11 protein-coding genes are annotated in these 12952 nt (G+C 32.4%); 7 read left to right on the forward strand and 4 right to left on the reverse strand.

Annotation, left to right across the window (positions count from 1 at the left end):
• Positions 1-3: 3 nt before the first annotated feature.
• From ACSVH5_RS04815 to bshA, 3 genes are all read left to right on the forward strand, one after another.
• Positions 4-486 (forward strand): ABC transporter ATPase, encoded by a 483-nt coding sequence (locus ACSVH5_RS04815; protein WP_438060323.1) that lies wholly within the window; start codon positions 4-6, stop codon positions 484-486.
• A gap of 82 nt (positions 487-568) precedes the next feature.
• Positions 569-1165, forward strand: coding sequence for a phosphatase PAP2 family protein (locus ACSVH5_RS04820; protein ID WP_438060324.1), 597 nt, complete (start codon positions 569-571; stop codon positions 1163-1165).
• A gap of 71 nt (positions 1166-1236) precedes the next feature.
• A complete protein-coding gene (gene bshA / locus ACSVH5_RS04825) occupies positions 1237-2370 on the forward strand; it encodes an N-acetyl-alpha-D-glucosaminyl L-malate synthase BshA (RefSeq protein ID WP_438060325.1) in 1134 nt (377 codons plus the stop codon).
• A 51-nt stretch (positions 2371-2421) separates the two neighbouring features.
• Here the strand turns inward: bshA and ACSVH5_RS04830 are convergent, their stop codons facing one another.
• Positions 2422-2850: a hypothetical protein gene (locus tag ACSVH5_RS04830; protein WP_438060326.1), complete on the reverse strand. Its 429-nt coding sequence runs from the start codon at positions 2848-2850 to the stop codon at positions 2422-2424.
• Between the two features lie 360 nt (positions 2851-3210).
• Between ACSVH5_RS04830 and aroC the strand changes: the two genes are divergently transcribed.
• From aroC to ACSVH5_RS04845, 3 genes are all read left to right on the forward strand, one after another.
• Positions 3211-4272: a chorismate synthase gene (gene aroC / locus ACSVH5_RS04835; protein ID WP_438060327.1), complete on the forward strand. Its 1062-nt coding sequence runs from the start codon at positions 3211-3213 to the stop codon at positions 4270-4272.
• Between the two features lie 36 nt (positions 4273-4308).
• Positions 4309-5565 (forward strand): dicarboxylate/amino acid:cation symporter, encoded by a 1257-nt coding sequence (locus tag ACSVH5_RS04840; protein ID WP_438060328.1) that lies wholly within the window; start codon positions 4309-4311, stop codon positions 5563-5565.
• 193 nt (positions 5566-5758) lie between these two features.
• Complete coding sequence (locus tag ACSVH5_RS04845) at positions 5759-7963, forward strand: response regulator (protein WP_438060329.1); 2205 nt, start codon at positions 5759-5761, stop codon at positions 7961-7963.
• Here the strand turns inward: ACSVH5_RS04845 and ACSVH5_RS04850 are convergent.
• Entirely contained in the window at positions 7960-9210 is a 1251-nt protein-coding gene (locus ACSVH5_RS04850) for a DEAD/DEAH box helicase (protein ID WP_438060330.1), read from the reverse strand. The genes ACSVH5_RS04845 and ACSVH5_RS04850 overlap by 4 nt on opposite strands.
• Before the next feature lie 412 nt (positions 9211-9622).
• Positions 9623-10663 (reverse strand): formimidoylglutamase, encoded by a 1041-nt coding sequence (locus ACSVH5_RS04855; protein ID WP_438060331.1) that lies wholly within the window; start codon positions 10661-10663, stop codon positions 9623-9625.
• 87 nt (positions 10664-10750) lie between these two features.
• Here ACSVH5_RS04855 and ACSVH5_RS04860 point away from each other — a divergent pair, with 87 nt between their 5' ends.
• Positions 10751-11626 carry a hypothetical protein gene (locus tag ACSVH5_RS04860; RefSeq protein WP_438060332.1) on the forward strand — a complete coding sequence of 292 codons (876 nt, stop codon included), beginning with the start codon at positions 10751-10753 and terminating at the stop codon, positions 11624-11626.
• A gap of 50 nt (positions 11627-11676) precedes the next feature.
• On the opposite strand, the gene hutI is transcribed toward ACSVH5_RS04860, so the two are convergent.
• Positions 11677-12915: an imidazolonepropionase gene (gene hutI / locus ACSVH5_RS04865; protein ID WP_438060333.1), complete on the reverse strand. Its 1239-nt coding sequence runs from the start codon at positions 12913-12915 to the stop codon at positions 11677-11679.
• Positions 12916-12952 lie beyond the last annotated feature (37 nt).

The raw sequence follows: 12952 nt of genomic DNA on the forward strand, positions 1-12952 counted from the left end.
ACTATGTACGTACCCTTTGAAAGTTTACCTGAGGAATCTAGAATATGGATTTATCAATCTAATAGAAAGTTTTCTGATGCTGAAATGACCGAAATAGATGAAGCAATACAAACTTTTTTAAAAGATTGGGCTGCACATGGTACAGGTTTAGAATCTTCATATCTTTTGAAGTACAATCGCTTTATTATCATAGCTGTTAATCAAGAAGTGCAAGCTGCTACAGGTTGTTCAATTGATAGTTCAGTTGAATTCATTCAAAGTCTAGAAAAGAAATATGCCGTTGATTTATTGGATAAGATGAATGTTACGTTTAAATTAGGTGAACACGTTGCGCATAAACCTTTAATTGATTTTAAAAAAATGGTTAAAGACAAAGCAGTTACCGAAAACACTATTGTCTTTAATAATTTAGTCAACAATATTCAAGAGTTTAATGAATCGTGGGAGGTTCCAGCTGCAGATAGTTGGCATAGCAGATTCTTCTAAAAAAAAAAGTAAAGAAATTATAAACTAGGTTATTTTTAAATGTAATCTAGTTTTTTTGTTTGTAATCTTTCCTCATTTCTAAATGACAAAAAAATATTTCATTCTTTTTTTAGTACTATTCGTGTCACGTTTGTTTTCGCAAAACATTGATATCAATACCTTGCGTTCAATAAATTTACATCGCAATACAAATTTAGATGGCACTTTTAAACATGTTACCAATAGTTATTCAGTTGTTAGTGTTGGAGTTCCTCTGGTGCTATACACCGTTGGTTTTGTGAATAATGATACAGAAATAAAACAAAAAGCTTTATTTGTTGGAGAATCTGTAGCAGTTTCCTTGTTTATTACTATTGCTTTAAAAGAATCAATTAAAAGAGATCGACCCTTTACTTCTTATCCAGAAATTGAAAAATTAACTTCAGCTGGTGGATATTCAATGCCTTCAGGTCATACTTCCATTGCGTTTGCAACTGCAACTTCTTTGAGTATGACTTATCCCAAATGGTATATTATTGCACCCTCTTTTACTTGGGCAATTGCGGTTGGTTATTCAAGAATGCATTTAGGAGTACATTACCCATCCGATGTTATTGCAGGCGCATTAATTGGTAGTGGTTCCGCATATCTTACTTATAAAATAAATAAATGGATAAACAAGAAAAAGAAGCTAGAATAACAGAAGATTTCCATTGTTTTTTTTAAATCACTGCTCCTTTTTCTGTAAATTCGTTATCCTAAAATAAATACATGAAAATAGCCATTGTTTGTTATCCCACATTTGGAGGAAGTGGTGTTGTAGCTACAGAACTCGGACTTGAATTAGCTCGTAGAGGACATGAAATACATTTCATAACCTATAGTCAGCCGGTACGATTAGCGCTTTTGAATCCAAATGTGCATTACCATCAAGTTAATGTTCCTGAATATCCTTTATTTCATTATCAACCCTATGAGTTAGCGTTGTCTAGTAAATTGGTGGATATGGTTAAATTATATAAAATTGAAGTGCTGCATGTTCATTACGCCATCCCGCATGCATATGCAGGTTATATGGCGAAGCAAATGCTCAAAGATGAAGGAATTGATATTCCAATGGTAACTACTCTTCATGGTACCGATATTACTTTGGTTGGAAATCACCCTTTTTATAAACCAGCAGTTACTTTTAGTATTAATAAATCAGATTTTGTAACCTCAGTTTCAGAAAGTTTAAAAGCGGATACACTTAAACTGTTCGCTATAAAAAACGATATTCAGGTGATTCCAAATTTTATTGAATTGGACAAACAACAAAAAGATCCCAATTCACCTTGCCATCGATCGGTTATGGCTAATCCGAACGAACGAATTATCACTCATATTAGTAATTTTAGAGCAGTAAAAAGAATTCCAGATGTTGTAAAAATTTTCTATAAAATTCAACAAGAAATACCTGCTAAATTAATGATGGTTGGAGATGGGCCCGAAAAAGAAAAGGCAGAAGAACTCTGTTTTGAATTGGGGATTCAAGATAAAGTTATTTTTTTTGGTAACAGTAACGAGATTGACAAGATTTTGTGTTTAACCGATTTGTTTTTATTGCCATCTCAAACGGAAAGTTTTGGATTAGTTGCACTTGAGGCTATGGCGTGTTCGGTTCCTGTGATTTCTAGTAATTCAGGTGGATTGCCTGAAGTAAATTTTGATGGCTTTTCGGGCTTTTTGAGTGATGTTGGTGATGTAGAGGAAATGGCACAAAATGCACTTAAAATTTTAAAAGATGACCAAACTTTAGCCTCTTTTAAACAAAATGCTTTGACTATCGCAAAAAAATTTGACATCAAAAATATTTTACCTATTTATGAAGAATTGTATCAAAAAGCGATTCAAAAGTATCAATAAATAAAAAACGGGAAGCTAATCACTTCCCGTTTTAATTTATTTTTTTTGAGGTTAAAATACAAATCGTACGTTTAAACCAAAACCTCCTGAATGAAAATCAGTATCTTCAATTAACCATAAAGTAGGTCTGTAATCAACTCCTACCGCTAATGGAACGCCTTTAAATCTATATTCTAAACCTACCTCACCAGAAACTCCTAGCCAAAAATCATTTCCAAAATAAGCAGAAGGACCTGCGCCCATATACCAATTGAAAGATTCTCCTCCTAGAGGTCTGTATATAAAGTCAAACAATACATCAGCTCCAACATTATCACCAAATGAAACGTTAGAGTGAATACGACTAAATTTTCCAGCTGAGAAAACGGCATCTAAAGCTACGTCATTTCCTGTGACATCACCCCATCTAACTCCAATTTCTTGAGCCGAAATTAAATTCGTTGAACCTAAAAATAATAAACCTAATAGTAATTTTTTCATAATTTTTAATTTATAAGTTAGTAATTAAATGGTTTTACAACATTAAAAGTAATAAAAATAAAATTATATGTTAATTTTTTTTTATGATTTTAATAAAAAAAAAGATATTATTTTTTAAAATAGGGTACAGTAAATTGTTTTCATAATTGTAATGTACTACAAATAACGCATTTAAAGTATAAGATATTGGTTTGATAATGACTTTTTATTGAATTTATTTAATAAATTTTAACTAAATAATACTACTAAAAGAAAAATTTAACTAAAAAAGTGGATTTTGTACTAAAAATTCAAATTATAAACATGACCAAATTTTTTAATTTAACTCATAAAACTTACATTTGCTAAAATTTTTTAACAATGGCAGGAAACAGTTACGGAACACTATATAGAATAACTACTTTTGGTGAATCACATGGTGCAGCGCTAGGGGGTATAATTGATGGCTGTCCTCCGGGAGTAGCTATAGATTTACTTGCTATAGAACATGAAATGTCAAGGAGAAAACCCGGCCAATCTGCTATTGTAACCCAAAGAAAGGAGCCCGATGCGGTACAGTTTTTATCCGGTATTTTTGAAGGTAAAACTACAGGTACTCCAATTGGATTTATTATTCCCAATACCAATCAAAAATCAGATGATTATTCTCATATAAAAGATAATTATCGCCCAAGTCATGCGGATTATGTTTATGATCAGAAATATGGTGTGCGTGATTATAGAGGAGGAGGTAGAAGTTCTGCTAGAGAAACGGCAAGTAGAGTAGTTGCAGGGGCTATTGCCAAGCAATTCTTACCTAATATCAAAATTAATGCTTATGTATCTTCTGTTGGGCCTCTTTTTGTAGAAAAACCTTATCAGGATTTAGATTTTTCTAAAATTGAAAGTAATCCTGTTCGTTGTCCAGATGAAGAAATGGCAGCAAAAATGGAAGAGTATATTAGAGATATTCGCAAGCAAGGAGATACTGTTGGCGGTACTATAACATGTGTAATCCAAAATGTTCCTGTTGGTTTAGGAGAACCTGTTTTTGATAAATTGCACGCTGAGTTAGGTAAAGCAATGCTTTCGATTAACGCTGTAAAAGGATTTGAATTTGGAAGCGGTTTTTGTGGTGCTAAAATGAAGGGTAGTGAGCATAATGATTTATACAATGCTGACGGTACCACAAAAACAAATCTTTCAGGAGGCATTCAAGGAGGAATAAGTAATGGGATGGATATTTACTTCCGTGTAGCATTCAAACCAGTAGCAACCATAATGCAAAAACAAGAGACTATTGATAAAGATGGAAATTTTGTTGATATGACAGGTAAGGGGAGACATGATCCATGTGTGGTACCAAGGGCAGTGCCTATTGTTGAAGCAATGGCTGCTATTGTCTTGGCAGATTTCTATTTAATTAATAAAATGTATCAATAGATTCTCAATCATTACAATCTAATTTTATAATAACTAATGGCTACAATTCAAACGACTAAGAAACCTTTTTTTAAGAGCCTAACTGGGCAAATATTAATTGCCATGATTCTGGGGGCTATTCTCGGAGTTATCATTCATAATTCAATAGCTGTTGAATCGGCACAGGAGTTTAGCAATAAAATAAAAATTTTAGCGACTATTTTTATTCGTTTAGTTCAAATGATTATTTCGCCCTTAGTTTTTACAACTTTGGTTGTAGGTATCGCAAAATTAGGGGATATAAAAGCAGTGGGTAGAATAGGAGGGAAAGCATTGGGGTGGTTTTTTACAGCTTCATTTATTTCTCTTTTGATTGGAATGTTTTATGTAAACATTTTAGAACCAGGAGTTGGACTTAATTTGTCTAATGTTGATTTAGCTTCGGCTTCTGATGTTACTGCCAAGACACAAAATTTATCGTTTAATAATTTCATTGAACACATTGTGCCTAAAAGTATTTTTGAAGCGATGGCAACTAATGAAATATTACAAATTGTAGTGTTTTCTATTTTCTTTGGTTTAGCAGCTGCATCCATGGGAGAAAATGCAAAGCCCATAGTCAATGCTATGGATAAGATTTCGCACATCGTTTTGAAAATGGTAAATTTTGTAATGAATTTTGCCCCTATTGGTGTTTTTGGCGCAATTGCTGGAGTTTTTGCTGTAAGAGATTTTAATGAATTAGCCATCACTTACTTTAAATTTTTTGGTTCTTTTTTAATTGGAATCGCTTCTTTATGGGTGATATTAATTGTTGTGGGATACTTTTTCTTAGGCAAACAAATGAAAGAACTTCTAAATCGAATTGTAAGCCCTTTAATTATTGCATTTGGAACAACTAGTTCTGAGGCAGTTTTTCCAAAGCTCACCGAAGAATTAGAAAATTTCGGAGTAAAAGATAAAATAGTTTCTTTTATGCTTCCTTTGGGCTATTCTTTTAATCTTGATGGTAGTATGATGTACATGACATTTGCAGGTATATTTATTGCTCAAGCATATGGTATTCATTTGGATCTTCCAACTCAATTTACTATGTTATTTGTTTTGATGCTAACAAGTAAAGGTATTGCAGGGGTTCCAAGAGCCAGTTTGGTTGTGGTGGCCGCTACTTGTGGGATGTTTGATATACCTATTGAGGGCATTGCATTGATTTTGCCCATAGATCATTTTTGTGATATGTTTAGAAGTGCTACCAACGTTTTAGGAAATGCATTGGCCACTTCTGTAGTTGGAAAATGGGAGGAAGAGAGCTAGTTTTCTAACTCAAGTATACTAAGCCTATTTATTAATTTAAATAGGTTTTTTTTTGCCATGTCTGGCTTACTTATTAATGTTATTAGGAATAGGTTTATAAAATAAATTTATTTATCCGATGTGTATGTTTTTTCAAATTCTCTTAATGATTTATTAGTTTATAACTGTATATTTGGAGAAATATTGAACAATTATGCTCCCAAATCGAATTGTTTTAGTATTTGTTTTATTGTCAATTAAAACTTCTTTTTTATCAGCTCAAAACATTAAGTTGGATAGAAAAGAACTTGTAAAGCAATCTGAACAAGCTACTAATTTTTATAGAAATCAAGATTTTGAAAAATCTTTACTATTGTCTAGAGAAGTATTAAAAAAAGCTTTATTACTCAAAGACAGTATTCTTATCTCAACCTCGTATAATATTATTGGGTCAAATTACAGTGAGTTTTCTGAATTTGATAAATCAATTGAGTATTATAAAAAAGCCTTGTTTTATGCTAATAAAACGCTTAATGATTCTTTAAAATTTAAAGCGAATAATAATTTAGCGAATATATATTGTTTTGAGAAAAGACAATATAAAAGAGGGACTGAGTACTACAAAAAGGCTATTTTTCACAGTAAAAAAATTCCGAATACTACCTATGCATTAATGGCAAGTTTAAATTTGGCATGGGCCTATTTTGATAACTTCAATTATGATGAGGGTTTGGAATTTTTAATTTATTCTAATGCTAATTTTGAAAAGTACGGAAATGAAACGCTTAGTGTTGTTCATCAAATGGTTAATGGAATGTATTGTGATCACATTGGCGATTATGAAAAAGCTAGAATATTCTATGAAAAGGCAATTGAATTGGGGTACGAGTACAATGAATTGAATGATGTTTCCTATGCTCATAATGAATTCTCAAAGATGCTATTTAAAACTGGAAATTATAAAGATGCTTATTTGCATTTAAGAAAGTTTGATGCACTCAAAGAAAAAATCTATAATGAAGATAAACTTTTCAAAGCTTCAATTGCTGGATTAAATGTTGAATTGGATGAATATAAAAGAGAATTAACCAAAATAGAATTAATCAAAGAAGCACAAAAACAAAATCTTAACAAGTCAAAAATTATTGTGGTTTTGTTTATCATCGTACTTTTTGTATTGCTGATGTTTATATTTACTTTAATTCGAAACAATGCATTTAAAAGAAAAGTCAATAAAGAATTGACTATTGCTAATAATGATTTGTTATTAGCCAAAGAAAAAGCTGAGGAAGCTTCACAGATGAAATCCCAATTCGTTTCCACAATAAGTCACGAATTAAGAACACCGCTCTATGGTGTCATCGGGATTACCAATATGTTAATTGATGAATACAAAGATCTATCCCAAAGTCAACATTTAAGTTCGTTAAAGTTTTCAGCCCGATATTTATTATCATTGGTAAATGATATCCTTCAAATAAATAAGATCGAAGAAAATAGGGTGATTTTAGAAAGTATGACTTTTAATATTGCTGATGAAATTGAATTGATCATTCAGTCACTTTCCTTTATATCTCAAAACAATAATAATAAAGTTGAGTTGATAGTTGACTCCAAAATCCCTGAATATATAATTGGCGACAAATTGCGTTTCTCTCAAATCATTATGAACTTAATAAGTAATGCTTTGAAGTTTACTAAAAATGGCAGAATTACCATTACTGTAAGTTTGGAAAAAAATGAAGGTGCGATACATCATATTAGTTTTGCAATTATTGATACCGGTGTGGGTATTGCAGCTGTAGACCAAGATAAAATATTTGATAAATTCGTTCAAGTGGGGCGTAATGACACTGATTATCAAGGAACTGGTCTTGGGTTGTCTATTGTAAAAAGATTATTGCATTTATTCGGAAGTGAAATTTCATTAGAAAGCGAACTAGGAAAAGGAACGACTTTCCGCTTTACGATTCCTTTTGAAAGTAATATGGAAAAAACCAAACAATTGATTAACAGTATTAGGGTAGATTTGACCAATAGTGAGATTTTTAAGGTTTTGGTGGTTGAAGATAACCGAATCAATCAGTTAGTCACCCAAAAAATAATGGAAAAAAACAATTACAAATGCACAGTAGTGGATAATGGTATTGAGGCATTAAAAATTCTTGAAAATGAAACTTTCGATATTATTTTGATGGATATTAATATGCCATTAATTAATGGTTTTGAAACCACTCGACTAATTAGAAGTAAAAATATAGATACCCCCGTTGTTGCATTAACAGCATTTGATAAGGAAGAAATTGCAGAAGAAGCACTTTCATCAGGCATGAACGATATAATTATTAAACCGTTTGATCAATCTAAATTATTCAAGGTGATGACAACTTTGATACAAAATGTAAAAAGCGTTGTTTAGTACCAACGCTTTTTGTTTTGTTTTGCTTTTGCTGATTTTCTTGATTTATGTGCACCACCACTTCGATTAGAATTTTTGGGTTTTTCAGTAGCTGATTCAGGATTTCCAGATTGCCAAGGGTAGGGGTGATCAGAAATCGTTTTTACCTCAACTTTGATTAGTTTTTGAATATCTTTCCAGTAAGGATGTTCGTCTTTTCCACAAAACGAAATGGCAATACCTCCATTTCCTGCACGGCCTGTTCTCCCAATTCGGTGCACATAGGTTTCTGGTATATTGGGTAAATCAAAGTTAATAACAAATGGCAATTGATCAATATCTATACCTCTGGCGGCAATATCTGTAGCTACTAGCACTCCAACTTCCTTATTTTTAAAAGCATCTAAAACGCGTTGTCTAGCGTTTTGAGATTTGTCTCCATGAATTGCTTCAGCCGGAATTCCTTTTTTACGTAGTGCTTTTACAACATTATCAGCACCATGCTTTGTTCTTGAAAAAACTAAAACATCGCTTAAATTTTCGTTTTTTATCAAATGATACAGCAAGTTTCTTTTTTCAGATTTTTCAACAAAATACAATCTTTGTTCTACTTTTTCTGCCGTAGAAGAAACAGGAGAAACCGTAACTGTTGCTGGATCATTTAAAAACATTTCAGCCAATTCTCGAATCGCCATTGGCATTGTAGCTGAAAAAAGAAGCGTTTGTCTATTTTTTGGGGTTAACTTTACAATCTTCTTGACATCATTCACAAATCCCATATCCAGCATTTGATCCGCTTCATCTAAAACTAATGTATGCAAATGATCTAGAGTAATAAATCCTTGTTTGTGAAGGTCTAATAATCTTCCTGGAGTGGCAATTAACACATCTACTCCTTGACGTAAAGTATCTACTTGTGGGTTTTGGGAAACACCTCCAAAAATCGTTAATTGTGTCAAATTAGTATATTTTGCATAGGTGTCAAAATTTTGTCCAATTTGAACGGCAAGTTCTCTAGTTGGGGTAACAACAAGTGCTCGTGTTATTTTCGCTTTTTTGGATGACCCAACAATTCGATGGAGTTGATGAATGATTGGGATAGCAAAAGCAGCTGTTTTTCCAGTACCTGTTTGAGCGCAACCTACAAGGTCTCTTCCTGATAAAACTAGAGGAATAGCCTGTTCTTGTATTGGAGTAGGTTCTGTATAACCTTCTTCAAATACTGCTTTTTGTATACTTTTTGAAAGGGATAAATCTTCGAATAACATATTTTTGAATTTTGAACACTTTGTAAATTACAAAGAATTAGTAGACAAAGATAGTGTTATTATTTTTGATGACTCAGTTATTTGGTTAACCTCAGCAAACACACTATTTATTTTCGCCACTAATACCACTAATACACACTAATTTTTGTGGTGCTAAAATTTGAATGAGACGAATGTTATCTTCCTTTAGCATGTTTGTGCTACTTATGATATTCTAATTTGTGTTTGTTTGTGTAATTCTATCTAACACTTTTTATAATTTTTGAAAATCAGCGAATCAGCGGTAAAAAAAGTTAGCCAAGCTGCGGTCAAAGTTTTTCCACTTTCTTGAAATTTGTGGCTATTTTTTATTTTTTCAAACTCATGCTTTTGCCCTGGAATTAACCTAAATTAGTTTGACCCAAAAGTAGTGCTACATTACGTTTTGATTGTATCCTTTTATAAAATCGGTAACCAAATAACCAATTAATTTACCAATTAAATGATTGTTCTTTTCTTGATCTAAATCTGGTGCTCCTTCACAAATATGAATATAGGAGGCGTTTTTTTGTTTGGCAAAAAATGAAATGAAAGTTCGTAATTCTTCTATTGAAAAACCACTTAAAGTCATGGCGCTACTGGCAATATTTGGGATGGCATCTAGATCAATTTCGATTCCAAAAGGATCATTTTTAATAAAATCTAAAGCTACTGCCATTTCTTGCTTAAAGTCTTTTTCTTTCCTAATATTTATACTGTCATACGTAGTATAGCGAACACGATCTTCAAGTTTCTTAATAATATCCAAAACACTTTTGGAAGTGTAGTTTTCATGCAAACCAAATATGAAGTATTTTTTTAGAAAACCTTCTTCAAAGGCATAGGAAAAACCGTTGCCACTATGTCTTCCTTCCAAAATTCTAAAATCAGAATGGGCATCAAAGTTGATTGCATTGATGGCTTTACCTTTGGCCAAAGCAGTTCCTTTGATATTTCCGTAAGAATTGTTGTGTCCACCACCAATTATGATAGGAATTTTACCAGCTTGCATGATTTTGCAAACTATATAGGATACTTCTTTGTCAATTTTTTTTACTAACTGACTTAGTTTGGATCGGTCATCAACATCGTTGAAATCTAAATTTTGGACTTCATTCATTTCGGAGCTTACGTCTATTTGGCCTAGTACCAAAATTTGGCTTCCTTTGCAAAATCTATTATGCTGAATATTAGCAATGCTTTTTATAGCACTTTCCCATGCTGAAGCAGCTCCTGGTCTGCCATAATTTGCACGGATACCAATGTCTTCTGGGATTCCAAGTAGTATATATTTTGCTTCGGAAGCTTTGATGAAAGAAACTAGATCTGTACCAGTGGGTATGGTAACCATTTTTTCACCAAACTTGATTTCACCACTTCTATGATTTGTGATCTTAGCGAGGTCACTTGAGGTGAATCGGATTAATTTTTCCATTTTTTTATTTCAAAAATAATATAAATATGTTAACAGACGTTATAACTTTGTATTATATCCCTAAATTTGAACAAAAATTAAAAAAGCATGGAAAATCAACAAAACAATTCAAGTCTAAAGGCTATTATTGCCGTTTTAGCAGTATTATTAGTAGCTAGTTTAGTATATATTTTTAAAATGTCTTCGGATGCCGAGGTGGTAAAGACAGAACTAACTAACACCTTAACCGAAAAAGAATCCGTAATGAAGGATTTACAAACGTTAAAAACAACTTATGACGCCGCAATTGCCGAAAACACTACGATGTCAAAAGAATTAATCCAAGAAAGAGATAAAATTGTAGCTTTAATGGATGAATTGAACCAATCTAAAGGAGATGTTTCAAAATTCAAAAAACAATTGTCTGTGCTGCAAAACAAAATGCAGTCTTTGATGAAAGAGAACGAAGGATTGAAAATAGCGAATGAAAAAGTAACTGCCCAAAGAGACAGTACAGTAGTAGTTTTAGGTGAATCTAAAAAGTTTAACGAGGTATTAGTAGGTCAAAATGAAGAACTTTCTAAAACAGTTGAAAAAGGATCAAAATTAACTATTTTGAATACCAAAACGGCCGCATACAAATTAAGAAGTTCAGGAAAACAAATAGAAACTGACAAGGCAAGTAGAGCTGATATTTTAAAAATTAGTTTCACTATTGCCGAAAATCAAATTGCAAAATCGGGTGACAAAACCTATTATGTACAGGTTATTGATAGCAAAAATAATGTTTTAGGTGATAAGCAAACAGAGACATTTGGAGATAATATTTTAACCTATAGTTTTGCAACTACCGTGACTTATCAAAATAAGACTGTTGATGTTACAGAGGATTTAAAAGGTAATAATTTTGAAAAAGGAACTTATTTTATCAATATTTTCGATAAAGATGTATTGGTTTCTAAAACAAGTTTTACTTTGAGATAATAAAAGAATATAGATAATAGATAAAGGAGGATTGTAAAATCCTCCTTTTTTTATACATATAGTTTGCCATCTAAAACTACACTTTCTATTAGATTACTTCCAAAAGCATAGGGCATTTGATAATAAGAAGTAAGAGGTTTTGTAATTATGAGATTGGCTTTTTTTCCAACGGTTATGCTTCCATGAGAATGTGAAAGTCCCATAGCAAAAGCGCCATTAATGGTTGCTGCGTTTATGGCTTCTTCGGGTGTCATTTTCATTTTTATACAAGCAGTGGCTACAACAAAATTCATGTTGCCTGATGGTGTCGATCCAGGATTGAAATCTGTAGCTAAAGCTAAAGGCAGTCCCGCTTTTATCATTTCACGAGCAGGTGTGTAAGGAATACTCAAGAAATAGGAGCAAGATGGTAAAGCAACTGGCATTGTTGAAGTCCCTTTTAGTACTTCTATATCTTCTGGTGTCATTACTTCGAGGTGGTCAACCGAAAGTGCTTTATGTTGCACTCCAACTTGAATTCCACCAATAGAATTGAACTGGTTGACATGGATTTTAGGTTGTAATCCATATTGAATTCCAGCCGCTATAATTTTTTCGGTTTGTGCTACTGTAAAATAACCCTTTTCACAAAAAACATCTATAAAATCAGCTAAATTTTCGTCAGCAATTTTAGGAAGCATTTCATGAATAAGCAAATCAATATAGGCTTCTTTGTTGTCTTTGAATAGGCTAGGGAAGGCATGTGCACCTAAAAAAGTAGCCTTAATTGTAATAGGGTAATTGCTGGCTAATTTTTTAATAACACGCAACATTTTTAGTTCACCCTCGACTGTTAAACCGTATCCCGATTTTATTTCAACAGCTCCAGTTCCCAATTGTAGAACTTCTTTGAGTCTTTCTTCTGATTGACGATATAATTCATCTTCTGTAGTTTCGTTTAGTTTTTGAGCAGAATTTAAGATGCCACCACCACGATTTGCAATTTCTTCGTAAGTCAACCCGTTGATTCTATCTACAAATTCTTGTTCGCGATTTCCAGCGTAAACAATATGAGTATGACTATCACACCAGGAAGGGAGTACTATTTTTCCACTAGCATCAATTGTTGTGTCGGCCTTTATAGTAGGCAGGTTTTCCATTGAACCAAAATCAGCAATCAAATCATTATGTAGTACTAAATACGCATTTTTGATGGTTGGTAAAATAGCCATTTCTGCTCCAGAAACCTTTGTGATGTTTTCTTCACGAACTTGTAATAGCTCTTTGATGTTAGTAATTAATGTAGTCATGATAGGATGTCTATAAACACAAAATTCACAAATAATC

It is taken from the genome of Flavobacterium sp. RSSA_27 (genome assembly GCF_051547125.1).
GTDB lineage: Bacteria > Bacteroidota > Bacteroidia > Flavobacteriales > Flavobacteriaceae > Flavobacterium.